The sequence below is a fragment of the Hymenobacter aerophilus DSM 13606 genome (assembly GCF_000382225.1).
Lineage (GTDB): Bacteria > Bacteroidota > Bacteroidia > Cytophagales > Hymenobacteraceae > Hymenobacter > Hymenobacter aerophilus.
In genome coordinates, this window is record NZ_KB907805.1 from 45,210 (window position 1) to 70,552 (window position 25,343).

Below are 25,343 nucleotides of genomic sequence, written 5' to 3' on the forward strand. Positions count from 1 at the left end.
CCGAATTCCCGTATTGTTGTAACCCGCTTGCCCGGCTGCGGCCGGGGTTTGCCCGCTCCTATTTTCCTGCCGCGGCCCACCTATGGGCCGTGGGCCGGCTGCTTTTTCTACCCTGTTTCGCATGACCCGCGCGTCGCTCTTACGCATTCTGGACCACGTAGACGGTATTTCCGACAATGAAATCCGGGAGCTGGAGCAGTTGGCCGCGGCCTTTCCGTACTGCCAGACGGCGCACGTGCTGCTGGCCAAAACGGCCCACGACCGCGGCAGCATGCTGGCCGGCCAGCGCCTGCGCCGCGCCGCCACCTACGCCGCCGACCGCGAACTGCTACGCCAGCTGCTGGAACGCCCAGTCGCTCCCATCCCCACAGCAACCCCAGCCGCTCCGGCCGCGGAAATGCTGCCGGTCGAGGCCCCGCAGGCGCCCCTACCAGCCGTTGCTGAAGCCGCCCCGGATGCACCGGTCGTTCTGGCCACCGCATCCGCTGAGCCGGCCGCCGCACCGGAAACCGATTTATTCGCAGTAGAAGTTGTTTCGGCCACCGCACCGGTTGATGCAATGACGCGGGCAACTGAGGAACCGGCGGCTGACGAAGCGCCAACAGCCCCTGCAGCGCCGGCAAACACTCAGCAACCTGAAGCAACGGACACGTCGGCCGCGGAGGAGTTGATAACACCTGAGCCGGCCGATGAAGTATCTGTAAATCAGCCCTCCCAGCCAGCCGAAGCAGTTTTGGTTGAGTTGCCGGAAGAAGCAGCGCCCACCGATGGCGCACCGGCAGCATTGGCCGAGGCGTCTGCCGGGGAGGAAGAATCGACGGAAGCTGCCGGGCCGGACGAGCTGCCGGCAGCTGTTCCGGCGCCAACAGAAACAGTTGGTTTAACGACGGATAGCGACGAAGCCGTGGACGAAGCGGCCATTGCCGAAGCCGCCCCGGCACCAGTTACTGCTACGACCGAAGTGGCTCCAGTTGCTGTTGAAGCCCCCGTAAGCCCCGAAAGTGTCGAATTGGCGGATGAGCTCTTGCCGGCCGTTGCGCCGCCCATCCGCCCGCCAAGTAGCGCCGGAATTTCGCGCTTCGAGTTTGGCCTGGGCGAGTCGCGGCTGCCCGAACCGACGGGCTACCGGCTGCCGGGCTTCGACGAGGACGACGAGGAATTAGGAGCCGAAGACGGCGAGCAACCCTCCTTCCAGCCAAAGCCCCCGCCCCCCATTACGGCGCCCTTCCGGGCCGATGCCGAGCTAGGCTACGCGCTGGGTGGCGGCAGCCGCCTGGGTTACGACCTGCAGGCCCGCACCCCCGACGGTTTCGTGCTTGATTTGCCGCTGGAGGCGTTTTTCGAGCCCGATGCGCTGCTGCTGGCCCACGCCCGCGCCCACCAGCCGGCCCCCAAAGCCTCCTCGCTCGACCTGATAAACCGCTTCCTCAAGGCCCAGCCCCGCATCAAGGCAGCCGGCAGCAACGCGGCGCTGCCGGCAACTGAACAAGCCGATTTGTCGGTGCGCAGCAGTGCCGGGGCGCCGGCGCTGGCCTCCGAGAGTCTGGCCAAAATCATGGTCCGCCAGGGCAAGACAGCCAAGGCCATTGAAATATATGAGCGCCTGATGACGAAGCAGCCCGAAAAAATGGCGTACTTTGCCGAGCAAATCCAACAACTGCAACAACCCCCGGAGTAGATGTATTACGTTCTCATTGCCCTGATTCTCGTCGTTTGCGTACTGCTGGCCCTGGTGGTGCTGGCCCAGAACCCCAAAGGCGGCGGCCTCTCCAGCCAGTTCGGCGCAGGCGGTGCCGCCCAGATGATGGGCGTAAAGCGCACCGGCGACCTGCTCGAAAAGCTCACCTGGGGCTTCGCCATCGGCCTGATGCTCCTCAGCCTGGGTTCCTACGTAGTCGGTGGCCATGTGCAGTCGGGCCCCGTGCGCAGCATCAACCAGCAGCGCGCCCTTGAAACCCGCATGCCCGCTACCTCGGCCCCCGTGCCCGCTGGCGCTCCGGCAACTGCCCCCGCTACTCCGGCCCCGGCGCCCGCTCCGGCCAACTAAGTATCATCCGTTTTTTCGGCTTGAAAGCCGGTGGTTTCCTTGCGGAGCCACCGGCTTTTTGCGTTGTGGGGCTGTGGCAAGGCCTGTAGTTCGTGCCATTGCGGGGCGCTTTCCTGCCACGACTGACACGTTTGCGCCGCAAAACTGACTGGAATAGGGCCTAAACTGTCCATTCTGTCAGGTTTGGGCGGGCTGGCACAGATGATGTAGCACGGCTGACACACCCTGGTAATTCCAGTTTCTTTCAACTTTTCAACCAAAACGTACACTATGTCGCTTAGCATCAAACCGCTGGCTGACCGCGTTATCATCGCGCCGGCCGCCGCCGAAGAAAAAACCAAATCGGGCATCATCATTCCCGACACGGCCAAGGAAAAGCCCCAGCGGGGCGAAGTAGTGGCCGTGGGTGAGGGCAAAGTGGCCGACAACGGCACCACCATCAAGCCCCAGGTAAAGGCCGGCGACCAGGTGCTCTACGGCAAGTACGCCGGCACCGAAATCACCGTCGACGGGCAGGACCTGCTCATCATGAAGGAGTCGGACATTTTCGCCGTCCTCTAGGCCGAACGCCGGTTTTTTCCTTTTCTGAATTCAGTTAATTCTCTAGAAATAAGATGGCTAAGAACATCCAATTTGATACCGAAGGCCGCGACAAACTCAAGCGCGGCGTAGATAAGCTGGCTAACGCTGTGAAGGTAACCCTGGGCCCCAAAGGCCGCAACGTGGTTATCGACAAGAAATTCGGCGCCCCGAGCATCACCAAGGACGGCGTGACCGTGGCCAAGGAGATTGAGCTTTCGGACCCCGTGGAGAACATGGGCGCCCAGCTGGTGAAGGAAGTAGCCAGCAAAACGGCCGACCAAGCCGGCGACGGCACCACTACGGCTACCGTACTGGCCCAGGCCATCTACGCGGCCGGCTCGAAAAACGTAGCCGCCGGTGCCAACCCGATGGATTTGAAGCGCGGCATCGACAAGGCCGTGCAGGCCGTGGTTGCCAACCTCAAGTCGCAGTCGAAGAAAATTGAGAACTCCTCAGAAATTGCTCAGGTAGGCGCTATTTCGGCCAACAACGACATGGAAATCGGCAAAATGATTGCTGACGCCATGGACAAAGTGGGCAAGGAAGGCGTGATTACCGTGGAAGAAGCCCGCGGCACCGAAACCGAAGTGAAAACGGTGGAAGGCATGCAGTTCGACCGCGGCTACCTCTCCCCTTACTTCGTGACCAACCCGGAGAAGATGGAGGCCGAGTTCGAGAACCCTTACGTACTCATCTACGACAAGAAGGTGAGCACCATGAAGGAGCTGCTGCCCGTGCTGGAGCAGGTAGTTCAGACCGGCAAAGCCCTGGTTATCATCTCGGAAGACGTAGATGGTGAGGCCCTGGCCACGCTGGTAGTCAACAAGCTGCGTGGCTCGCTGAAAATTGCCGCCGTGAAAGCCCCCGGCTTCGGCGACCGTCGCAAGGCGATGCTGGAGGACATTGCCGTGCTGACCGGCGGTACCGTTATTTCGGAAGAGCGCGGCTACAAGCTCGACGCCGCTACGCTGGAGTACCTGGGTCAGGCCGAGAAAATCATCATCGACAAAGACAACACCACCATTGTCAATGGCAAGGGTGAGAAGGAAACCATCACGGCCCGCGTCAACGAGATTAAGGCCCAGATTGGTACCACGACTTCGGATTACGATAAGGAGAAGCTCCAGGAGCGCCTCGCCAAGCTTTCGGGCGGCGTAGCTATCCTCTACATCGGTGCCTCGACCGAAGTGGAGATGAAGGAGAAGAAGGACCGCGTGGACGATGCCCTGCACGCCACCCGCGCCGCCGTGGAGGAAGGTGTGGTACCCGGCGGTGGCGTGGCCCTGGTGCGCGCCCTCGACTCGTTGGAAGGTGTTGACACCGTCAACAGCGACGAGCGTACCGGCGTGAACATCATCCGCACGGCCCTGGAGGCTCCCCTGCGTACCATCGTGGCCAACGCCGGCGGCGAAGGCTCGGTAGTGGTGCAGAAGGTGCGCGAAGGCAAGGCCGACTACGGCTACAATGCCCGCGAGGACAAGTACGAGAACCTGATGTCGGCCGGTATCCTCGACCCGACCAAGGTAACGCGCCTGGCCCTGGAGAATGCCGCTTCGATTGCCGGCCTGCTCCTGACCACCGAGTGCGTGATTTCCGATGAGCCCGAGGACGACAAAGGCGGCGCAGCTGCCGGCGGCGGAATGGGCGGCATGGGCGGCGGCATGGGCGGGATGATGTAAATCGCTGATTCCCGCTGATTAATCGTGATTCCGCTGATTTTTTGATTGGTTGATTACGGTTAAGCCGCACACGTAAAAGCCCCGCTGGATTTTGTCCGGCGGGGCTTTTTGTGCGTAAGCAGTACCTGCCAATCGGATTGATTGCGCATTGTACCTGACTGACTACATTTTAAAATGGAGAAGAAAATAACCGATATCGGCGGCACGTGGCCGCTGGCTAATGGCGTGCAGATTCCTTACCTGGGGCTGGGCGTGTGGCAGGCCGACGAGGGCGCGGAGGTCGTGCAGGCCGTGAAATGGGCGCTGGAAGCGGGCTACCGCCATATTGATACGGCCGCCGTGTACAAGAACGAGGCGGGCGTCGGGCAGGCCATCCGGGAAAGCGGGGTGCCGCGCGAGGAGGTGTTCGTGACCAGCAAAGTCTGGAACACCGAGCAGGGCTACGATTCGACGCTGCGGGCCTTCGATGAGTCGATGCGGCTGCTGGAACTGGACGTGCTGGACCTGTACCTGATTCACTGGCCCGTGCCCGGCAAGTTCCGCGACACCTGGCGGGCACTGGAAAAGCTGTATGCTGATGGCCGGGTGCGCGCTATTGGAGTCAGCAACTTCCTGCAGCATCATCTCGAAGAGTTGCTGCCCGTGGCCAAGGTGAAGCCGATGGTGAACCAACTGGAGTTTCATCCGTGGCTGGTGCAGCCCGAGTTGCAGGCCTATTGCCGGCAGCACGATATCCAGTACCAGGCCTGGTCGCCGCTGATGCAGGGCAAGGTGTTCGAGCAGGATGTGGTGAACGAGTTGGCCGCCAAATACGGCAAGTCGCCGGCCCAGGTGCTGGTGCGCTGGGATTTGCAGCGCGGCGTGGTCACGATTCCCAAGTCGGTGAAGCAAAACCACATCATCAGCAACGCCGACGTATTCGACTTCGAGCTGAGCGCGGACGAACTGGCCTACATCGACAGCTTGGACCGTCACCAGCGCCTCGGCCCCGACCCGGACGTGTTTCCGAAGTAAGCAGCCAACTGTCGGAAACCAAAAAGCCCCGCCGGACCAAAATCCGGCGGGGCTTTTATGTGGCGCGAAGCTATTGTGTTAGCCAATCAAAAAATCAGTGAAATCACGATCAATCAGCGAAAATCAGTGATTAACCGGCTCGGCCATCATCTGGGTCAGCTTGCGGTAGATGACGAACAGCACCAGCGAGGCGGCGGCCGAGAGGGCCACGAAAATCATGAAGAACTCGTAGAGGCCCGTGATTTCGAAGCCGACGAAGAGCGGCGCAGGCTTGCCGGGCTCGGGGTACAGGGCGCTCAGCACACCGGCGAACTTGTTGCCGGCGGCCGTGGCCAGGAACCACACGGCCATCAGCAGCGAGGCGAAGCGCAGCGGGGCCAGCTTGTTTACCAGCGCCAGGCCAATCGGCGACAGGCACAGCTCGCCGAAGGTGTGCATCAGGTACATGGTAATCAGCCAGAACATGCTCACTTTGGTGCTGGCATCCACGCCCTTCACACCGAAGGCAATGATGAGGTAGCCGATGGCCAGGAACATCAGGCCGATGGACATTTTCAGCGGCGACGAGGGCTCGATGCCGCGCTTGCCCATGAACGTCCAGACCAGGGCGAACACCGGGGCGAACAGGATGATAAACAGCGCGTTGGCCGACTGGAAGTACGAGGCCGGCACGGTGTAGGAGCCCAGCTGGCGGTTGGTTTGCTCGTCGGCGAAGAACGTGAGCGAGGCGCCGGCCTGTTCGAAGGCGCCCCAGAAGAAAATCACGAAGAAGCTGAGAATCAGAATTACGTAGATTTTCTGCCGCTCGCGGTTGGTGATGGAGGCGTCGGCCAGTACGGCAATGGGCGTTACAATCATGGCCGCAAACACGAACGCGCCCACCCAGTCGTAGTTCATGAGCCAGGCAATGGCGCCGTACACCACCACAAACAGGCCTATGAGCATAGGCAGCTTGCTGGCGAAGCTCTTGGCCACGGGCTGGTCGATGGTTTCGGCGCGCACCGGCGCGTCGGTGTTCATGGGCACTACCGGCGAGTTGGCCACGGCCTGCTCGGGCTTGGCGCCCAGCGCGGCGCCCTCGGCCGTTACGATGTATTTATTCTTGAACAGCTCGAAGGTGAGCGAGCCCACCAGCATGCCGATACCGGCGGCCAGGAAGCCCCACTTAAAGTCTTCGGGGTTGCCGGTATCGCCCAGCGTGCCGCAGATCAGGGGCGAGAAAAACGCGCCCAGGTTGATGCCCATGTAGAAAATGGTGTACGCCGAGTCGATGCGGCTGTCGCCGGCCGGGTAGAGCGAGCCCACCATCGAGGAGATGTTGGGTTTGAAGAACCCGTTGCCGAAAATCAACAGGCCCAGGCCCAGCATGAACAGCAGCAGCTGCGTTTGGGGGGCCGTAGCCTGCCCGGCCGTGTACAAGGAAGCCGAGAAAAACAGCGCAAACTGGCCCAGGGCCATCATCAGGCCGCCCACCAGAATAGAGCGGCGGTTGCCCCAGTAGCGGTCGGCTACGTAGCCGCCCAGCAGCGGCGTCAGGTACACGAGGCTGGTGTAGTTGCCGTAAATCAGCGAGGAGTACTCCTTATCGAATACCAGCGCCTGCGTCATGTACAAAATGAGCAGCGCCCGCATGCCGTAGTAGCTGAACCGTTCCCACATTTCGGTGGCGAAGAGCACGTACAGCCCCTTGGGGTGCGACGAGGAGGAGGATACGGGCTGCTGGGCAGCAGAGGGTGAGTGCATGAAAGGAAACTAAAGATGGGAAAGAGGAACAACCCCGGCTGCAACCGGAACGGGGCTGGTAAAACTACAAAAGTTTCCCAGACCGCCCGAAAGCGGCCGTAGCCGGCCGAAGCCTTGCGGAAGGGCTGGGTTTACCGGCGAAATTTCGCTATCATTTTGGCTTTTCCCGGATTTTCGCCAGCTTTTTCGCTACTTTTGCCCCTGTATTCCCACCGATTTTTCCACCCAACCCCCACCCGTTTTCGGCCCCCTATGCTAGATTCTGCCGCCAACGCTCGCCTTGCCCCTCTGGGTATTTCCACCGCTGCCCAGGTGCACCTCAACCTCTCGCCCGCCGCTCTGGTCGAAGAAGCCCTGCGCCGCAACGAGGGTACGCTCACCGACAACGGCGCCCTGATGGCCGACACCGGCACGTTCACCGGCCGCTCGCCCAAAGACCGGTTCGTGGTGAAGGACGCCAACACCGCCGACAGCGTGTGGTGGGGTGACATCAACATTCCCTTCGACGCCGATAAGTTCGACCAGCTGCACCAGAAGATGGTGAAGTACCTGGAAGACAAGGAGATTTTCGTGCGCGACGCCTACGCCGGCGCCAACCCCGACTACGAGCTGAAGCTGCGCGTAGTAAACGAAATGGCCTGGCACAACCTGTTCTGCTACAACATGTTCCTGCGCCCTGCCGAGGGTGCTGACACCAGCTGGACGCCCGACTTCAGCATCATCTGTGCCCCCGGCTTCGAGGCCGACCCGGCCACCGACGGCACCCGCCAGAAGAACTTTGCCATCATCAACTTCACCAAGAAGATGATTCTGATTGGCGGCACGGCCTACGCCGGCGAGATGAAGAAGGGCATTTTCGGCGTGCTCAACTACCTGCTGCCCCACGAGCACAACACGCTCAGCATGCACTGCTCGGCCAACGTGGGCGCCGATGGCGACACGGCCGTATTCTTCGGCCTCTCGGGCACGGGCAAAACCACCCTCTCGGCCGACCCCAACCGCGGCCTCATCGGCGACGACGAGCACGGCTGGACGCCCGACGCCGGCATCTTCAACTTTGAAGGCGGCTGCTACGCCAAGGTAATCGACCTGAGCCAGGAGAAGGAGCCCCAGATCTGGGACGCCATCAAGTTCGGTTCGATTGTGGAGAACACGCGCTTCATCCCCGGCACCCACACCGTGGACTACGCCAACAAGAGCGTAACCGAGAACACGCGCACGGCCTACCCCATCAACTACATCAACAACGCCATCGAGCCCTCGGTGGCCGACGCGCCCAAGAACATCTTCTTCCTGACGGCCGACGCCTTCGGGGTGCTGCCTCCCATCAGCAAGCTCGACAAGAGCCACGCCATGTACCACTTTATGTCGGGTTACACCGCCAAGGTGGCCGGCACGGAGATGGGCATCACCGAGCCGCAGACGACTTTCTCGGCCTGCTTCGGCGCCGTGTTCCTGCCGCTGCACCCCACCAAGTACGCCGAGATGCTGGGCCAGAAGATGGACGAGAATCCCGACGTGAACGTGTGGCTCATCAACACGGGCTGGACCGGTGGCTCGTACGGCACCGGCTCGCGCATGAAGCTGCCCTACACACGCGCCATGATTACGGCGGCCCTCAACGGCGAGCTGAACGACGTAAAATTCACCAAGCACCCGATTTTCGGCGTGGAAGTGCCCGCCTCCGTGCCCGGCGTGCCCACCGAAATTCTGGACCCGCGCAACACCTGGAGCAGCAAGGAGGAGTACGACAAAACGGCCTCTTCGCTGGCCGAGAAGTTCGTGAAGAACTTCGGCAAGTACGCCGACTACGCCAACGAGGAAATCCTGGCCGGCGCGCCGAAAGCCGAAGTAACGGCTGGCGCCTAAACGCCACAGGTGCTCCCTTATGAAACCGCCCCGCTGGCCTTGTGCCGGCGGGGCGGTTTTTGTGGGGCGGAAAGATGGGCAGAAAGGTTTTCGGGCCGTTGCGCACTTCGCTGCGTTTCCTTGCGCTACTTTTGCGTCCTTGTTCGTCACTCATATATTCTTCCCGAATGCGTAAACTTCTGCTTCCGCTGCTGCTGTTGCTTCTTTCGCCGCTGAGCCTGTGGGCCTGGGGCGCCGACGGCCACCGGGCCATTGCCAAAATTGCCGAGCACCACCTCTCGCGCCGCGCCCGCCAGCAGGTGCAGCAACTGCTGGGCCCCGAGAGCATGACGCTGGTTAGCACTTGGCCCGACGAAATCCGCTACTACCCCGAAGGCAAGGACACCGGCCCCTGGCACTACGTGAATACCCCCTCCGGCCTCGACCACGCCCAGTACCTGACGGCCATCCGCACCCAGACCAGCCCCAACGCCTACACGGCGCTGCAAACCCAGATGGCGCTGCTGGCCGACAAGAGCAAGACGCCGGCCCAGCGCCGCGACGCGCTCAAATACGTCATCCACATCGTGGGCGACATCCACCAGCCCATGCACACGGGCCACGCCGAAGACAAGGGCGGCAACGACATCAAGCTCAAGTTCCGGGGCCGCGACACCAACCTGCACAGCCTCTGGGACTCGGGCCTGCTCGACTACCAGGGCCTGACCTACACCGAAATGGCCCGTCAGTATGACTGCGGCGTGTCGCGCGCCGCTGTGCGCCGCATGCAGGCCGCCCCGCCCGCCGAGTGGCTCTGGGAGTCGTACCAGGCTTCCGAACTGCTCTACCCGCTCAGCCCCACCGGCACCGAAATCCGGTTCGACTACTTCCCGGCCCACTACCAGTTGCTGCGTCAGCGCATCGAGGAAGCCGGCGTCCGCCTGGCCGGCGTGCTGAACAACATCCTGGGATAGAGTCTCGGAGTTGTTAGCGGGTACTTGCCCCAACCTGGATTTGATACCAGGCACGATTCGTTTTCAGACAGAAAAGCCCGTTCGGTACTTACCGAACGGGCTTTTCTGCTTAGATGGGAATTGCTTGCCGGTTAGCTTTTGCCTTCCGATTTTTTATCCTGCTTGGCTTTGTCGGCCACCGGGCCACGAACGTCGCTGGGCGTGGCTTCAGCCGAACCGGCGCGGGGGGCGCGGCCGTCGCCGTTGGCGCCTTTGCCGGTGTCCTGCACGTTATCGGCGCTTTTTGCGGCGGCTGGCTTCTTGTCACTCCCACTGTTCTCGCTACTCTTGTTGGTAGCTGAGTCGGAGGACTTGCTTTTGCCTTTGCCGGCCGCTTTCGGCTTGCTGCCCTGGTTTTTGCTGGCTTCGGTTTCCTTGCCGCCAAACGCATTCACGATGGCCGCTACCGCCAGGCCGGTGCCGGCCACGATGGCCGCCGTGGCGGCCGGGTGCAGCCGGGCCTTGGTGTAGGTGCTGATTTCGCGGGTGCGGCCGGGGTAGTTGCCGCGCTCCTTGAGCTGGCCCGCGCCCTCGTAGAGGCCGCTGGGGCGGTTGCGGTGGTCCTGCTTATCCGACTTCGACATGGGTGCGAAGGCGTTTTCCATGAACTTGTCGAGCAGCGCCGGGGTCCACTCTTCCATGCCCTTGAACATCTTGCTGGCGCCGCCCACCTCAAGATTGCGCTGGGGCGAGGTGGCCGACTTCAGGATGGCCTCGGCCACCGTTTCGGGGGCGTAGGCGGGCGGGGCGTGCTGGGGCACTTTGTCGAGGTAGTTCTTGGCGTTCAGCGGGTAGGGCGTGTCGATGGCGGCCGGCTGAATCAGCGTAACCGAAACGGGGGCATCTTCCATTTCCAGCTCCATGCGCAAGCCGTCGGTAAAGCCCTTCACGGCGTGCTTGCTGGCGCTGTACATGGTTTGCAGAATAGCAGTTACGTCCGACAGCACGCTGCCCACGTTGATGAGCGCGCCGCCGCGGTGGCGCAGGTGTTCGGTGGCTTCGAGCGAGCCGTACACCAGGCCCCAGAAGTTGGTTTCGAACAGCTGGCGCATGTCATCGATGGATTCGTTGACCACTTTGCCGTACATCGACACGCCGGCGTTGTTCACCCACGTATCGAAGGAGCCGAACTTCTGCCGGGCCTCGCGGGCAATGCGCTTCACATCGTCCTGCTTGCTGACGTCGGCCACTACGTAGATAACTTCGCAGCCTTTCTGGCTGAGTTCGTCGGTGAGTTCGCGCAGGGCCGATTCGCTGCGGGCGGCCAGCACGAGCTTGGCGCCGGCTTTGGCGGCCTGCCGGGCCGTTACGAGGCCGATGCCCGACGAGGCGCCGGTAATGACGATGGTTTGGTCGGAAAGTTTTTTGAGCTTGGTTTTCATCTGACTAACTGATTAGTAGGGGCCCGCAGAGGGGCGGGATGGATATGGCCGGTTTACGCGAAAAACCGGCGCGCCGTTATCCTGCCTCCCGCAGCCGGGTCCCGGCTACCAGCTCAAACCGCCGGCCGCGGCCCTACCTTTGCGCTATGCCCCACACTTTTTTCGCCCCCGACCTCGCCCCCGACGCTACCGGCTACACCCTGCCCGAAGACGAAAGCAAGCACGCCGTGCGGGTGCTGCGCTTGGCCGACGGGGCGCCCGTAGTGCTGATAAACGGCCGGGGCGACATGTTTGAGGCCGCCGTAGCCGATGCCAACCCCAAGCGGTGCGCCCTGCACATTAGTGCCCACACGCACATTCCGCCCCGCCCCGCCCCCATGCACCTGGCCGTGGCGCCCACCAAAAACCTCGACCGCATGGAGTGGCTGGTCGAAAAGGCCACCGAAATTGGAGTCGATAGGATTACGTTTCTGCGCTGCGCCCGCTCGGAGCGGCGCGAGCTGAAGCTGGAGCGGCTGGAGAAAATAGCCGTCAGCGCCCTCAAGCAGTCGGGCCAAGCCTGGCTGCCGCGCCTGTCGGAGCTGATGAATCTGGCCGATTTCCTGCCCACCGTGGAGCCCACCACCACCTTCATTGCCCACCTCGAAGACGGCGAACGGACCCCACTGAGCCACGTGGCCGCCGCCCCCACCGGCTGCACCATCCTCATCGGCCCCGAAGGCGACTTTACGCCCGCCGAAATTACCGCTGCCTTCGCCCTAGGAATCCGGGCCGTTACGCTGGGCGACTCGCGCCTGCGTACCGAAACGGCCGCCCTGGCCGCCGTGCACACCGTGCACGTGGCGCGGGAGCTGGCCGGTTTATGAGCGGCTGGTTTTCCATTCCTTCACCAGCTTAGTGAGCTTCTTCAATTTTGCGGCGTCAACAGTAGGCCAGTCTGGTTCGCTGTTAGGCGGGGTGAAGCCTTTCAGAGCGCGATAAAACGGCAGTACTATTGACTCAATGCTACCTCTCAGGCAGATTATTTTGGTATGCCTAGCCGCGTAACCCTGCTGCTCAGTAATATGGAGAGTGACCAGTTCATTATCAGAAGCGAAGCTGAAGTGGTACCATTCCGGCTCCAAATGCCAGCTTGTTTTTGCCCCTGCTCCTTGCAGGGCTAGAATCAACGCACTACATAGCTCCTCTATTGGATTGACCGGGACATCTGACGCTTCAAACTGCAATTCAAAATCCTCTGCCTGCAGACTGACCGGTAGCCAGCCATGCTTCGGCGCCCCGAAATGGATTGTCAGTTTGCCACTCACTTTCGCAGCTGAGACACTTGGTTTAACAACCTTATTCCACCAGCGCCGAACTATCGGCCTGGGAGTTGGCGGCGGCTAGCCGGGCAGCCTGCTTGGCCAGCTTTTTCTTGCGCCAGGGCGCGTCTTGCTCCCAGTCGCCGGCCATCAGGCAGCCGTAGGGCCGGATTTCGTCCACGATGGTGGCCAGGTCGAAGTCCACGATTTGCTGCTGCACCTGCTCGGCGTTTTTGTAGGCGCTGGGCAGCTCCGAAATGTCAATCTGGTTGAAGAAGAAGCGGGCATCAATGCCCTGGGTTTCCTCGGCGAAGAGTTCCTCCTTGGTCTGGCCCAGCTTGCTGCGCTTGTGGCCGGTGCGGCTCAGGTTGCGGCCGGCCCCGTGGGGCGCGAAACCCAGGTTGGTTTCGGTGGTCGAGCCCTCCACGATGAGGATGGGCTGGGCCATGTTGAGCGGGATGATGCGCGGGCCGGTAATGTCGGGCATGAACTTGGGGTCCATGGGGGTGGCGCCCTTGGCGTGGTAGTACAGCTCGTCGTCGCGGAATACGAAGTTGTGCTCGTTCCAGTAGCGCTGCTGCACCGTGGCGCCTAACTCGGCCACCACGGCCTCGTGCAGGCAGAGGTGGTTTTGCTTGGTCCACTTGCGGATGGTTTGCAGCGCGGCCCAGTACCGCTGCCCCTCCTCCGACTCGGCGGGAATCCAGGCGTTGTGGGGGTCGGTTTCGGGCGAAATGGCCTTGCGGAAGTTTTCGGCCACCTTCATGCCCTGCTTATAGAGCAGCGCCCCCGGCCCGCGCGAGCCGTGGTGGGTGACGAGCACGGTGTCGCCGGTGTTGCGCGATACGCCCACGTATAGGAAGTGGTTGCCATCGCCCTGGGTGCCCAGGTGCTCGCGGGCCATGCTCAGGCTGCGCCGGGAGTTGAGGTAGGAATTGTCACGGAATTCGGCCTCGATTTCGGCGGGCAGCGCGAACTGCCGGCCTTCGGGCCGGCCGCCGGGCCCGAAGTGCGTCAGCTGCTGGGCCACATCCAGCACCTGCTTGGGGTCGGCTTGGCCGAGGTTGGTCAGCAGCACCGAGCAGCAGATATCGGCCGAGTGCATGCCGGGATGGATGGCGTTGCGGGCCACCACGATGCCGCCCACCGGAATGGTGCCCAGCGGACCGGCCGGGCAGGCATCGGGCATGATGGCGCCCGCTACCACCGTGGGCGTGCGCATCAGCCGCTGCATCGACTGCCGCACATAATCGATGTTGGCCTGCTCAATGGGCGTGTCGGCGCTGATATTCTCGTGAAACGGCACCGGTTGCGCCAGCAGCGGAATAGTGGGCGCAGGCTTCACAGTATCGAGGTAAGCCTCCAGGGCCTCGCCTTCCAGTTCGTGGGCGTTGATGTGCTCCAGCGCTTCCTTGAACCACTTGCCCGGGGGTAATCCTCTATCCAGTAAATTTTTGCCCGTTATCATCTGCTTGTAGTAATGGATTGCTATACGTTCAATTGGCAAGAAAACGAATTAAAGCATAACCAGCGCCTGTTCTGGGCGGGCTAGGCCGGCGGCAGGAACCGCTGGGCCGAACTTTCCCGGTTCTCCGTTACTTTGTTTTGGTGGCGCCCCTGCCCTGCTTCAACTGCTGCTATGCCCAAGCAACTTCTCCTGATTTTCCTGCTGCTCTTCTCGCTCACGGCCGCCGCGCCGGTGGCCCCGGCCCCCAGCTTCCGCATCGCCAAGCTGCACTACGGCGGCGGCGGCGACTGGTACGCCAACAAAACCAGCCTGCCCAACCTCATCCGCTTCTGCAACCAGACGCTGGGCACCAACATTGCGCCCGCCGAGGCCACCGTGGAGCTCGATTCGCCCGAGCTGCTCACCTACCCCTTCGTACACCTGACCGGCCACGGCAACGTCACGTTCTCCGACACCGACGCCCGCAACCTGCGCCGCTACCTTATTGGGGGCGGCTTTCTGCACATTGATGATAATTACGGGCTCGACAAGTTTATCCGGCCCGAGATGAAGAAGGTGTTTCCCGATCTGGAGTTCGTGGAGTTGCCCTTCACCCACCCCATCTACCACCAGAAATTCCAGTTCCCGCGGGGCCTGCCCAAAATCCATGAGCACGACGGCCAGCGCCCCCAGGGCTTCGGGATGCTCTACAAGGGCCGGCTGGTGTGCTTCTACAGCTTCGAGTGCGACCTGGGCAACGGCTGGGAAGACCTGGGCACCTACCCCGAAGACACCCCCGCCACCCACGAAGCCGCCCTCAAAATGGGCGCCAACCTGGTTGCCTACGCCCTCACGCAGGACTAGCGGTGAGATGGTGAGGTGGTGAGGTGGTGAGTTTGATGTTTAAAAGCCCTGATTGCGCCGCTTGTGCAATCAGGGCTTTTAAACGTCAAACTCACCATTTCACCATTTCACCAAATCACCGCTAGTACCGCCGCTGGAAAATCTCGCTTAGTACGAAGGCGGCGCGAATGTCGGCGGGGTTTTGTAGCAGCTCGTTGACGGTGCGGCGGGTTTGTTTGGGCGAAATTTTCTTCTGGCTCCAGAAATCTTCCTGGCCGTGTTGGGTGCTGGTACGGGGCAGGGCCGAGCCGCGGCGCAAAGCCCGCTTGGGCGCTTCGAGCGAGCGGGCCTCGGCCGTGGGTAGCTCCTGGGAGTACAGCTCGACTTCGGTTTTCTCGGGACGGGCAAAGCGGCCGACGGGCTCGGGGCGGTCGGGTATGGGTTGCGGCTCGTTGCGTTGCTCCTCATCCCACTGCTGCTGGCGCTGCTCCCACTCGCGGGGCGGGTTGCGCTCGGCCAATGGCGGCGCTGGCGGGACGGGCGCCTGCGACTGCTGGTTCTGGCGCTGCATCTGGGCCAGCAGCTCCTCAAACGACACGGCGGGTACCGGCGGGGCAGGCCGGGGGGCCGCGGCGCTGCCGGGCGGGCGCGGGCCCTCGGCCTGCTGCGCGCGCTGCTGGGCTTCCTTGGCCTTCTCGGCCACTTTCTGCACCATCCGCCAGATAAAGAAGACTACCGCTCCTATTATCCAGATAAGTCCTTTAAAGTCTTCCATGCGAGAAATGTAAGGTTCGCGGGGCCACGGCAGAAAGCGGCTGCTTGCGCCACGACACTGTGCCAGCGGCCACCCTAACGTACGCCTTTTTCGGGGAAGCGGCCCGCTTTGGTGCGGTAGAAGGCCTTGATTTCCTCCACGTCCTTCTCGTAGTCGCCGGTGGGCCAGAACGCGGGGCCCACGCCGGCTTCCTTGTTTTTGTAGTCGAGGTAGCCGAGCAGAATGGGCACGCCCGCCCCCACGGCGGCGTGGTAAAAGCCCTTGCGCCACTTGGGCTGGTAGCTGCGGGTGCCTTCCGGGGTGATGAGGATAACCAGTTCGTCGCGCTGCTTGAACAGCTGCACCATGCCATCGACGAGGCTGTTGTTGCGGCTGCGGTCGACGGCCAGGCCGCCCAGGCTGCGCACCAGCGCGCCGAGCACCGGAATGGTGGTCCACTCCTTTTTGATGGTCACTTTCACGTCGACATCCATCAGAAAGAAGGCGGCCCGGGCGTACATGAAGTCCCAGTTGCTGGTGTGCGGGGCGGCAATCATCATGGCGTGCTTGATGTTGGGCGGCACCACCGAGCCCAGCTTCCAGCCGGTAATCCAGAACCAGAACTTCGAAAACAGATACCAGAAAGTAGAAGTCCGACGCGCCATAAGCGAAAACAGGAAAAACAGAAAGTACGATGCCGCCCGCGGGCTACCGGCATTCAAAGCTAGCGGATTTGCCGCGGCGAAGCAGCAATGGCGCCTAACTACCCGCTGTGCGGGTAGCGGGCGTTGGCTGGCCGGGTAGCTCGTTTTCGAGCAGCGCCACCAGCTGCGGGGCCTGCGCCAGGGTGTAGCGGTAGCCAATGTCGAATATTTCGGCGGCTTGCCGGAAGCTCATGGTGCGGTAGGGCCGCAGCTCGGGCGGCTCCAGCAGCAGGTGGCAGCGCTGCTTGCTGAGCACCGTGTTGCCGGCAATGGCCAGGTTGAGCGTACGCTCGACCAGCCCGCGCATATTGGTCACCTGCGCGGCCGGGTTGGGCGGGTTGCAGTGCACGCCCACCACGCGCAGGCCCGGGTGCTCAGCCGCCAGCAGCGCCTCCACGGGCAGGTTGTTCAGCAAGCCGCCATCTACCAGCTGCCGCCCCTGGTACTGCACCGGCCGGTACAGAATGGGCACAGCCGACGAGGCCAGCAGCGGCGGCACCAGCGGCCCGCTCGAAAACCGCACCGACTCGCCCGCCTCAATATCGGTAGCCACCAGCGTAACGGGCAACCGCAGCTGCTCGAAGGTGGCCCCCGCGCCCAGGTGTTGCTCGAACAGCCGCCCCACCGCGTCCATGTGCAGCAGGCCATAGCGGCTGAGCGCCACCCGCGTCAGGCGCGGAATGCTGACGCCCTGCAGCAGCTGCATAATCTCGCGCGGCGGCACCCCGGCGGCGTAAAACGTAGCCGCAATGGCCCCCGACGACACGCCCGCCAGCCGCCCTATCGGCAAGGCCAGCTCATCGAGCGCCGCCAGTACGCCCAGGTGCGCAATGCCCCGCGCCCCGCCCCCGGAAAGCGCTAAACCAAGGACATTTTGCGGCATGGAATGGTGGAAAACTGGAAGTAGAACGTCATTCAGAGCGCAGCGAAGAATCTCGCGTGCTGGTGTTAGATTACCATTGCAATGTTGGCCCGCGAGATTCTTCGCTGCGCTCTGGATGACGTTCTTTTCTCTTACCTATACTCTGTCCAGATTCCCTACAATTCATCCAGCCGGAACCGCTCGGCTACTTTGATGCCGCGCTCGGTTTGCTCGACCGTGATGCACTCGGTCTGGTGGTCGTGTTCCAGCACCAGCACCCAGTTTTCGGCGGCGGCCTGCTCAAGGATGCGGGCTTTTTCGTCCATCGTTACCAGCGGGCGCACGTCGTAGCTCATCACGTAGGGCAGGCCCACGTGGTGGGCGCTGGGCAGCAGGTCGGCGGCAAAAACCAGCGTGCGGTCTTTGTAAGCCAGCTGCGGCAGCATCATTTTCTCGGTGTGGCCATCCACGAAAAGCAGGTCCCGGAGGCTGCCAAGCTCTTGCGGGACGCCGGCCTGCGGGTCGATGAAGCGCAGCTGGCCGCTTTCCTGAATGGGCAGGATGTTCTCCTTCAGAAAGCTGGCTTTCTCGCGCGGGTTGGGGTGGGTGGCCCAGTTCCAGTGGTCCTCGTTGCTCCAGTAGGTGGCGTTGGGGAAAGCGGCCTGCAAGTGGCCGCCGGCGGTGCGCACCACGGCCCCGCCGCAGTGGTCGAAGTGCAGGTGCGTGAGCAGCACGTCGGTGATATCGGCGGCGGTGTAGCCGTGGCGGCGCAACGACTTTTCGAGCGTGTCGTCGCCGTGCAGGTAGAAGTGGCCGCGAAACTTCTCGTCCTGCTTATCGCCGATGCCGGTGTCGATGAGCAGCAGCCGGCCCGCATATTCCACCAGCAGGCAACGCAGGGCCCAAGTGCACATGTTGTGGTCGTCGGCCGGGTTGAGCTTCTGCCACATGCTTTTGGGCACGACCCCAAACATGGCCCCGCCATCGAGTTTAAACAAGCCGGTATCGAGGGTATGAACAGTCATATTTGTAAGCGGTTAGCTTGTGGCTGATAGCTGTTAGCTTTTTTCGTCTGACATTAGCTGACAGTACTTCCGCTTCGTGGGAGCTATCAGCTAGCAGCTTTAAGCTAACAGCTTGACAAATACTTATTCCAGCACCACGCCCATATCGGAGAACTTGTCGATGCGCTGGCTGATGCGGTCTGCGGGCGAGAGGGCGTCGAGTTCGGCCAGCGTGCGCAGGATGGTATTTTTCAGGGTTTCAATCATGGCGGGCGCGTCGGTGTGGGCGCCGCCCAGGGGCTCGGCCACGATGCCATCGACGAGCTTGTTGCCCAGCATGTCGGTGGCCGTGAGCTTGAGGGCCTCGGCGGCCTGCTCCTTGTAATCCCAGGAGCGCCACAGAATGCTGCTGCACGATTCGGGCGAAATCACCGAGTACCAGGTGTTTTCCAGCATCAGCACCCGGTCGCCGATGGCAATGCCCAGGGCCCCGCCCGAAGCGCCTTCGCCGATGATGACGCAGATAACGGGCACTTTGAGCAGGAACATTTCGCGCAGGTTGCGGGCAATGGCCTCGCCCTGCCCCCGCTCCTCGGCCTCGAGGCCCGGAAACGCGCCGGGCGTGTCAATCAGCGTGACGATGGGCACGTTGAACTTCTCGGCCAGCTTCATCAGGCGCAGGGCCTTGCGGTAGCCCTCGGGGTTGGGCATGCCGAAGTTGCGAAACTGCCGGTCCTTGGTATTGCGGCCCTTCTGCTGGCCGATAAGCATCACGGTGCGGCCGTCGATTTCGGCGAAACCGCCCACCATGGCCTTGTCGTCGCGCACGGTCCGGTCGCCGTGCAGCTCCACAAACTTCTGGCTCATGCCCAGAATGTAGTCGAAGGTGTAGGGGCGGCCGGGGTGGCGCGAGAGCTGCACGCGCTGCCAGCGGGTCAGGTTCTTATAGGTGTCTTTCTTGAGGTCATTGATTTTGACTTCGAGGGCCGTTACCGCGGCCGATACATCTACCTGGCTGTCGAGGGCCAGTTGTTGCATTTCGCGGAGCTTGCCTTCGAGGGCGGCAATGGGTTGTTCAAAATCGAGGAGCTGAGCCACGGCAAAGGCGGGTTTTGGTAGGTGCGAGAGGAAAACGGAAGATAGCAAAGGTAAGCGACGGGGCCGATTCCGACCCGCACTATCCTGTGCCGGGCGACAGTAAAATCTTTCTGGCTGACTAACAGGCTACCACGCCGCCCCGGGCACAATTTTTCGGTTTTTTCGCGATGGTTCTTGCGCACGTGCCGGCGGCCAACTACTTTTGCACCACTTCAACGCTCCCTGAGCCGCGAAATAGAACAACCTGGTTCGGTAGTTCAGTTGGTTAGAATGCCGCCCTGTCACGGCGGAGGTCGCGGGTTCGAGTCCCGTCCGGACCGCAAAGGCCCTTCAGCTCCACGCTGGAGGGCCTTTTGCTTTTCCCGGCTTGCCCGCTTTATCAGGCTGTCAGCATCGACATGCTTATTACAAAACTCATAAACAGGGTTACCGCCGCTACAAGCGACTTGCGCTGGTTGTCGGGATACAGATATGGCGCGGCGTAATAAAGCAGCGCCGGCAACAGCCCATAAATAAACAGCAGGCGTTTATCGGCGTACGCATCGGCTCCATCAGGGCTAAAGTGCACGGGCACCAGCAGGCAACCGACTGGCAGCAGCACAAGCAGCTGCACCAGCATGGAGTGGCGGGAGGCGATGGGGGCTTTGTTTTGCATAGTAGCTCTGGTTTGTAATGAATGGCAAATGCAGCCCGTGGCACTCACTCCCACTGCCGCTGCTTTGCCCGAATGGCGGTCTGGTAAAGGCCTGTAAAGCGTCCTTTAGGATTCGTAGTAGTTGAATGCATACGGCTGAAACGCCAGGGCCCTACTACCCATAAACGCTGGCGCTACGGCTGCGTCGTTTACCCAACTGTTACGCACCTGCTGGCGATGCAGTTGGTTTCAGCGCAGCCACGACAAGTTTTTTTTGACGGCTATCCTGTTTACAGACAGAGTTATATCCATCAAAAATCTTCCCTAGCGGCCCTAGAAGGCAGTTTTTTATTGCCGAGGGCTTGCCGGAGTCGAATTCACTCCGCTATATTTGCATCATCAAAAGGGAAAGGCACACGGCCCGCCCCGGATGGTTGCCTGGTTCGGTAGTTCAGTTGGTTAGAATGCCGCCCTGTCACGGCGGAGGTCGCGGGTTCGAGTCCCGTCCGGACCGCAAAGGCCCTTCAGCAGCACGCTGGAGGGCCTTTTGCTTTTCCTAGAGCCTCTGTCTGCTAAGCGGCGCGGCCCCGGCTCCGTTACTGCCTGTAGGTTCGGGCACTCCGCTTCTACTTTCCCCGCCTATCAATAGGCCGTAATTACCCGTACTGCTACTCGCTGCCGCCAGCCGCCCATTCCGTAGCACGGTATTAGAGAAGGGGCCGGGGAACTAAAATTCGATTTTTGCTGCAGGATTCTGTTTTTGGCTGAATACTTGCCTACGGCCTGCTTACCTTCGTGTGGCTTTTGCGGCTTTACTTTTTTCTTATGACTCGTTTTCTCCTCTTTTTCATGCTGCTGGTGATGGGCCTGGCCGACATCAGCCCGGCGCTGGCCGCTCCTCCCGGCCCGGCCGCCCGCGCCAAGATGCGCGGCAAGGTGTACGTGCACCGCCCCAACTACCGCACCTATAAAAAAGGAGGCCGCAAAGCCCGCATGAAACGTACCGTGCGCTACCGTCAGCGCTGGTTCCAGTTCTGGCGCAAGCGCAAGAAAACCGAGCAAAAGGCCCCGCGCCGCTCGCGCAACACCACTATCGGCGCCAGCAACTAGCCCCGGATAGTTGGTTTCCGGCATCCAAAAAAAGCCGCCCTTTCCGTACCAGCGCGGGAAGGGCGGCTTTTTTGGGTCGATCTATCTGATTGCGGTTGCCGACCGTTCGCCCCTTCTGCTCTGGCAGAATCTGCTTTCCCTCTTTAACTTCCCGACTTCAAAAACCGGCCGACTGCTTTTATGACCAAGGGAAGACTCGAAGCCTTCAGTGATGGGGTGCTGGCCATCATCATCACGATTATGGTGCTGGAAATCAAGGTGCCGCACGGCACCGACTGGGCCGCGTTGCGTCCCTTGGTGCCGGTATTTCTGAGCTACGTGCTGAGCTTCGTGTACGTGGGCATCTACTGGAACAACCACCACCTGATGCTGGGTAGCGCCAACCGCATCAGCGGCAGCGTGCTGTGGGCCAACTCGCACCTGTTGTTCTGGCTCTCGCTGATTCCTTTTTCTACGGGCTGGATGGGCGAAAACAACTTCGCTCCGCTGCCCATGGCCAGTTACGGCTTCGTGCTGCTGATGGCGGCGCTGGCGTATTTCCTGCTGAAAACCACTCTCATCCGCGTTCAAGGCCCCGATTCGCGGCTGGCCCGCGCCCTGGGTTCCGACTGGAAGGGAAAAATTTCGCCCCTGCTCTACGCGCTGGGCATTGGGGCCAGCTTCTGGCACACCTGGCTGGCGGGCCTGATTTACGTGGCGGTGGCGCTGCTGTGGCTGGTGCCCGATACGCGTATTGGGCGCAGCCTGGAGGAAGCCGCAGGTAAGGATTGACCAGGGGTTGCCCTCGCCTACCGCAGCCCCGTTACCCGGAACTCGACGCGGCGGTTGAGGCGGCGGGTGTTTTCCTGGGCGTTGCTGGCCCGCGGCTCGGCCCCGCCCAGGCCCACGCCGCTGATGCGCTCGGGCGCCACGCCGCGCTTCACCAGGTAGGCCTTCACGGCGGCCACCCGGCGCTGGCTCAGCTCCACGTTTTTCTGCGGGTCGCCCACGTTATCGGTGTGGCCGCGCAGCTCGATGGTGAGGCCGGGCGAGGCCAGCAGCAGCGTGGCCAGCGAATCGAGGGCCGGAAACGAGGTGGTGAGCAGCTCGCCCTGGCCGCGCGAGAACTGCACGTTTTCCAGCTCCAGCGTCGAGCCCACCCCCAGCGGCCGCAGCAGCACATCCTGGGCGTAGGCGCCGGCAGAGGCGGCGGCAAAGGTGGTATCGAGCGGCACGTAGCCGGGCAGGCGCAGCTGGGTGGCGTACAGGAAGCCGGGGCGGGCCGGGAAAACAAACACGCCGCCGGCCGTGAGGGCCAGGGCCGTATCGGCGCGGGCCGACACCGTAACCGGGCGCAGGCGCAGGCCGGCGCGGGGCAGCGGCTCCAGCGTTGTGGCATCGAGCACCCGGCCCCGCCACGGCGCCCGCACCAGGGCCGGGGCCAGCGGCGGCTCATCGGTAGCGGCCTTGCGGAACAGGTTGCAGCCGGCCAGGTCGGTGTAGACGCCCCGGCGGATGCGGGCCACTTCGCGGGTTTGCAGATCGACCTGATATATCGCCTTGGGTCCGGCCAGAAACAGCCGCCGGTTGCCAAATTCGTCGTTCTGCAGCAGAATACCGCTGTAGCCGCCGCGTTCGGGCAGGCCATCGAGGGGCAGCATATCGGGGGCCGGCAGGCGGCTGTCTACGTTGATGCGCAGCAGCGAGCCGTCGGTGCTGTACACCTGATAAATGGTGCGGCGGGCATCGAAGCAGAAGTTGGCGTGCGTGCCGGCCCCGGCAAAGCCCAGGGCCCTGAAGTAGCTGGCCCGCCGCAACGGGTCCTGGCTCCAGACGGTGCTGACCTTGCCGCTGGCCGGCTGCACGCGCACCAGCAGGTTGCCATCGGCGGTGCTGAAGTACAGGTCGCCCCGGTCGTCGGTGCCGCCCGAAATCCAGACGCCGCCCGAACCCTGCGCCGGCAGCTGCCAGCTGGTGTACTCGCCCCGGCGGGTGGCGGGGTTGTAGCGGTACACGAGCTCGGGGGCGTTGGTGGGCGCCTTCGTGACGGCGTACAGGCAGTTGTCGAAGCCTTTGGCCAGGGCGTACGACTGGAACGGCAGCACCCGCCGATGGATAACGGGCGGCTGGGCCGGGTCGAGGCTGGAAAACTCGTGGATTGTGCGGCAGTCGTCTTCCCAGATGTCGTTGTTGATGCGCAGGGCCGCAATGCCGTAGAACTTGTCGTCGCAGCCTTGGGGCGGCGGCGGGGGCGGGCGGCGGCTGGGCGGGCCGGGGCTCACGAGCCGCAGCGAGGCCAGCAGCTGCTGGGCAGCGGCGCGGTACGGGTCGGCTCCGTCGGGGCCACGGTATTCGAGGCGGTACTCGTAGCCCTCGCGCCAGAGCCGCCGGCCCAGCACCCGCGTGCGCGCCGGCCGGCCGTTGGCAACCGGGCTGGCCGCCTCATCGAAGGCGTAATCGTAGCGCAGCTCCTGAAACCGGTCTTCGTCGCGCTCTTCGAGGCGGTACACCCGGGCGCGGGGCAGGCCGGTTACATAGCGCCACACCGAGTCGAGCTGGCCAGCCTGCAGCAGGTTCAGGTCTTTGCGGTTGTCGGGCAGCGGGTGCAGGCTGATGGTTGCCCTAGCCGGCGAAGTCTCCCACTCGGGCCCTACATAGAAGGTGGTGCGGTGGTTTTCGCCGGGCATCACCTGCCAGCCGGCCGGGTAGCCGAGCTGGTAGCCACCGCGGCCGTCGGTGTAAGTCTGGCCCGCGGCGGCCGGGGTCTGGGCCCGCGCCGGGCCGGGCGCGGCCGCCAGTAGCAACAGCAACGGTAGCAGCGGCAGCCAAATCTTTCCCCAAGTCGAAAACCCGAACCACGTCATTGCCCAAAAATAGGCAGCCCAAACCGATGTTGCTTTCCACGCCGACGTGGCGCTGGCTGCCAAAGCCCGCAATGAAGAATTCAGAACGTTTCGGGAAGATGCGGGCGGGCAGGTTCAATGGCCTGATCGGGCCCGGCCGGGGGCGTGTTTATTGGTTATCTTTGCGGGCAGACTCACCGAATAGTTGCATTTCCACGTTTACCCATATGAAAAAATATTTTCTCCTCTCTCTCCTGCTTACCAGCACGCTGGCGGCCTCGGCGCAGTACATGGCCGGCAAGCCTCGTAAGAAGTATACGTTTCCGAAAAAAGACGATGAGAGCACCTACGTATTCAATGTTACCAAAAATACCGACGAAGATGCCGAGGTAGATGCCTGCGTGACCCGCGTAGCTTACCTACCCTACACCGACCTGTTGGCCCAGATCAACGAGCTCAAGCGCATCAACAGCTGGGCCGACACCACCTACCAGCGCCGCCTGACGCAACTGCCGGCCGGGGGCCAACTAACGGTTACAATGTACCGCCGGGGCGCCAAAAACGCCGACCCCGCCTACCTGAGCTTACTGGCCAAAAACAAAGCCGGCGAGGAGCTGCTCAACCTGCCCGAGCTGACCGGCGGCCAGGGCCGTTTCTGGAACCGCGACCTGTACATGAGCACCCGCACTATCCCATTTGTTAAAGTAGCCGGCGAGCAGGATGTCTTCCTGACCATCAACGACGCCAAAACCCGGCAGAACTTCGAATACATCATCAAGGCACAGTAAACTAAATACTTCATCAAATGTATAAAGCCCGTAATTTGATTGAATTACGAGCTTTATACATTTGGCACAGGTTGAAATAGCTCTATTTGCGCAGCCGGGCCCACTGCACGGCAATAAGGGTTTTGGCGTCTTCAAAATCGGCGGCAAATAATTCGTCGGCCGAAAATTTCACCGTCTCAATCCGCTCGTCTTCCGAAGCCAGCCCCCCACCGGGACCCGATTGCCGGCTGACTTCGGCATAGAAGACGGTAATAATTTCGGCGCTGTTGCCGGGCGAGGGAAACACGCGCGCAATCTGCTCCAGGTGGTCGACCTCGTAGCCCAGCTCCTCCTGGATTTCGCGGCGCATGGCCGTAGCCGGCTCCTCGCCCTCGTCTACCATGCCGGCGGCCAGCTCCAGCAGTTCTTTTTCGGCGCCCACCCGGTACTGCCGGGCCAGCAGGTACTGCCCGCTGCCAGTATGGCGCACCAGCGCCGCTACGGCCGTGCCCGGCTCGAATCGTTCGCGCTTAAGCACCTTCTCACCGTCCTGGACCTGTAATTGGCTGAGTTTGTAGTGGCCGTCGTAGGCAGTTTTGCGGTAGATAATGCGCATGAGTTACGTTGAATCAAAGGGTTAAGAAAAGGTGGCCGGTTATTTGCGGCGAGCCGGCGCAGCGGCCGGACGC

24 protein-coding genes and 2 tRNA genes are annotated in these 25,343 nt (G+C 62.2%); 14 read left to right on the forward strand and 12 right to left on the reverse strand.

The window, feature by feature from the left end:
* Positions 1–121 precede the first annotated feature (121 nt).
* The 5 genes from H145_RS23990 to H145_RS0105980 all read left to right on the forward strand — a co-directional run bounded on the left by H145_RS23990 (position 122) and on the right by H145_RS0105980 (position 5,322).
* A complete protein-coding gene (locus tag H145_RS23990) occupies positions 122–1,678 on the forward strand; it encodes a hypothetical protein (RefSeq protein ID WP_157541259.1) in 1,557 nt (518 codons plus the stop codon).
* Complete coding sequence (gene secG, locus H145_RS0105965; protein WP_019947229.1) at positions 1,679–2,047, forward strand: preprotein translocase subunit SecG; 369 nt, start codon at positions 1,679–1,681, stop codon at positions 2,045–2,047.
* A 270-nt stretch (positions 2,048–2,317) separates the two neighbouring features.
* On the forward strand, positions 2,318–2,608 hold the full coding sequence (groES, locus tag H145_RS0105970) for a co-chaperone GroES (protein WP_019947230.1): 291 nt from the start codon (positions 2,318–2,320) through the stop codon (positions 2,606–2,608).
* Positions 2,609–2,661: 53 nt separating this feature from the next.
* Positions 2,662–4,308, forward strand: a complete 1,647-nt coding sequence (gene groL / locus H145_RS0105975) for a chaperonin GroEL (RefSeq protein ID WP_019947231.1) — start codon at positions 2,662–2,664, stop codon at positions 4,306–4,308.
* 174 nt (positions 4,309–4,482) lie between these two features.
* Complete coding sequence (locus H145_RS0105980) at positions 4,483–5,322, forward strand: aldo/keto reductase (protein ID WP_019947232.1); 840 nt, start codon at positions 4,483–4,485, stop codon at positions 5,320–5,322.
* Between the two features lie 123 nt (positions 5,323–5,445).
* On the opposite strand, the gene H145_RS0105985 is transcribed toward H145_RS0105980, so the two are convergent.
* On the reverse strand, positions 5,446–7,065 hold the full coding sequence (locus H145_RS0105985) for a peptide MFS transporter (protein WP_019947233.1): 1,620 nt from the start codon (positions 7,063–7,065) through the stop codon (positions 5,446–5,448).
* A gap of 252 nt (positions 7,066–7,317) precedes the next feature.
* On the opposite strand from H145_RS0105985, the gene pckA reads away from it, so the two are divergent.
* Both pckA and H145_RS0105995 read left to right on the forward strand, forming a co-directional pair.
* Positions 7,318–8,934, forward strand: coding sequence for a phosphoenolpyruvate carboxykinase (ATP) (pckA, locus tag H145_RS0105990; RefSeq protein ID WP_019947234.1), 1,617 nt, complete (start codon positions 7,318–7,320; stop codon positions 8,932–8,934).
* Between the two features lie 167 nt (positions 8,935–9,101).
* Positions 9,102–9,887, forward strand: a complete 786-nt coding sequence (locus H145_RS0105995; protein WP_019947235.1) for a S1/P1 nuclease — start codon at positions 9,102–9,104, stop codon at positions 9,885–9,887.
* A 131-nt stretch (positions 9,888–10,018) separates the two neighbouring features.
* Here H145_RS0105995 and H145_RS20170 read toward each other — a convergent pair whose 3' ends face one another.
* Positions 10,019–11,308, reverse strand: a complete 1,290-nt coding sequence (locus H145_RS20170; protein ID WP_019947236.1) for an SDR family oxidoreductase — start codon at positions 11,306–11,308, stop codon at positions 10,019–10,021.
* Between the two features lie 146 nt (positions 11,309–11,454).
* Here H145_RS20170 and H145_RS0106005 point away from each other — a divergent pair, with 146 nt between their 5' ends.
* Positions 11,455–12,174, forward strand: coding sequence for a 16S rRNA (uracil(1498)-N(3))-methyltransferase (locus tag H145_RS0106005; protein WP_019947237.1), 720 nt, complete (start codon positions 11,455–11,457; stop codon positions 12,172–12,174).
* On the opposite strand, the gene H145_RS0106010 is transcribed toward H145_RS0106005, so the two are convergent.
* Together H145_RS0106010 and H145_RS0106015 are read right to left on the reverse strand one after the other, a co-directional pair.
* A complete protein-coding gene (locus H145_RS0106010) occupies positions 12,169–12,615 on the reverse strand; it encodes a hypothetical protein (RefSeq protein WP_019947238.1) in 447 nt (148 codons plus the stop codon). The two genes, H145_RS0106005 and H145_RS0106010, sit on opposite strands and share 6 nt — an antisense overlap.
* Before the next feature lie 31 nt (positions 12,616–12,646).
* The gene (locus tag H145_RS0106015; protein WP_019947239.1) at positions 12,647–14,077 is read right to left on the reverse strand and encodes an RtcB family protein; all 1,431 of its coding nucleotides are present in this window, start codon (positions 14,075–14,077) and stop codon (positions 12,647–12,649) included.
* A 171-nt stretch (positions 14,078–14,248) separates the two neighbouring features.
* Here H145_RS0106015 and H145_RS0106020 point away from each other — a divergent pair, with 171 nt between their 5' ends.
* On the forward strand, positions 14,249–14,920 hold the full coding sequence (locus tag H145_RS0106020) for a DUF4159 domain-containing protein (RefSeq protein ID WP_019947240.1): 672 nt from the start codon (positions 14,249–14,251) through the stop codon (positions 14,918–14,920).
* A 121-nt stretch (positions 14,921–15,041) separates the two neighbouring features.
* Here the strand turns inward: H145_RS0106020 and H145_RS0106025 are convergent, their stop codons facing one another.
* The 5 genes from H145_RS0106025 to H145_RS0106045 form a co-directional block, all read right to left on the reverse strand.
* Complete coding sequence (locus tag H145_RS0106025) at positions 15,042–15,674, reverse strand: hypothetical protein (protein WP_157541262.1); 633 nt, start codon at positions 15,672–15,674, stop codon at positions 15,042–15,044.
* 74 nt (positions 15,675–15,748) lie between these two features.
* Positions 15,749–16,318, reverse strand: coding sequence for a 1-acyl-sn-glycerol-3-phosphate acyltransferase (locus tag H145_RS0106030; protein WP_051102980.1), 570 nt, complete (start codon positions 16,316–16,318; stop codon positions 15,749–15,751).
* A gap of 94 nt (positions 16,319–16,412) precedes the next feature.
* Positions 16,413–17,240 (reverse strand): patatin-like phospholipase family protein, encoded by an 828-nt coding sequence (locus tag H145_RS0106035; protein ID WP_019947242.1) that lies wholly within the window; start codon positions 17,238–17,240, stop codon positions 16,413–16,415.
* Positions 17,241–17,395: 155 nt separating this feature from the next.
* Positions 17,396–18,244, reverse strand: coding sequence for an MBL fold metallo-hydrolase (locus H145_RS0106040; RefSeq protein ID WP_019947243.1), 849 nt, complete (start codon positions 18,242–18,244; stop codon positions 17,396–17,398).
* Between the two features lie 123 nt (positions 18,245–18,367).
* Positions 18,368–19,321, reverse strand: coding sequence for an acetyl-CoA carboxylase carboxyltransferase subunit alpha (locus H145_RS0106045; protein WP_019947244.1), 954 nt, complete (start codon positions 19,319–19,321; stop codon positions 18,368–18,370).
* 246 nt (positions 19,322–19,567) lie between these two features.
* Between H145_RS0106045 and H145_RS0106050 the strand changes: the two genes are divergently transcribed.
* Positions 19,568–19,641: transfer RNA gene (locus H145_RS0106050), tRNA-Asp, on the forward strand.
* A 59-nt stretch (positions 19,642–19,700) separates the two neighbouring features.
* On the opposite strand, the gene H145_RS0106055 is transcribed toward H145_RS0106050, so the two are convergent.
* Entirely contained in the window at positions 19,701–19,976 is a 276-nt protein-coding gene (locus H145_RS0106055) for a hypothetical protein (RefSeq protein ID WP_019947245.1), read from the reverse strand.
* A 419-nt stretch (positions 19,977–20,395) separates the two neighbouring features.
* Here H145_RS0106055 and H145_RS0106060 point away from each other — a divergent pair.
* From H145_RS0106060 to H145_RS0106070, 3 genes are all read left to right on the forward strand, one after another.
* Positions 20,396–20,469: transfer RNA gene (locus tag H145_RS0106060), tRNA-Asp, on the forward strand.
* A gap of 311 nt (positions 20,470–20,780) precedes the next feature.
* Positions 20,781–21,065 (forward strand): hypothetical protein, encoded by a 285-nt coding sequence (locus H145_RS0106065; RefSeq protein WP_019947246.1) that lies wholly within the window; start codon positions 20,781–20,783, stop codon positions 21,063–21,065.
* A gap of 180 nt (positions 21,066–21,245) precedes the next feature.
* Positions 21,246–21,836, forward strand: coding sequence for a TMEM175 family protein (locus tag H145_RS0106070; RefSeq protein ID WP_019947247.1), 591 nt, complete (start codon positions 21,246–21,248; stop codon positions 21,834–21,836).
* Between the two features lie 17 nt (positions 21,837–21,853).
* Here the strand turns inward: H145_RS0106070 and H145_RS22600 are convergent, their stop codons facing one another.
* Positions 21,854–23,908 carry an OmpA family protein gene (locus H145_RS22600; RefSeq protein ID WP_026351297.1) on the reverse strand — a complete coding sequence of 685 codons (2,055 nt, stop codon included), beginning with the start codon at positions 23,906–23,908 and terminating at the stop codon, positions 21,854–21,856.
* Positions 23,909–24,114: 206 nt separating this feature from the next.
* Between H145_RS22600 and H145_RS0106080 the strand changes: the two genes are divergently transcribed.
* A complete protein-coding gene (locus H145_RS0106080) occupies positions 24,115–24,675 on the forward strand; it encodes a hypothetical protein (protein WP_019947249.1) in 561 nt (186 codons plus the stop codon).
* An 82-nt stretch (positions 24,676–24,757) separates the two neighbouring features.
* Here the strand turns inward: H145_RS0106080 and H145_RS20180 are convergent, their stop codons facing one another.
* Positions 24,758–25,270, reverse strand: coding sequence for an NUDIX hydrolase (locus H145_RS20180; RefSeq protein ID WP_019947250.1), 513 nt, complete (start codon positions 25,268–25,270; stop codon positions 24,758–24,760).
* Between the last annotated feature and the right edge of the window lie 73 nt (positions 25,271–25,343).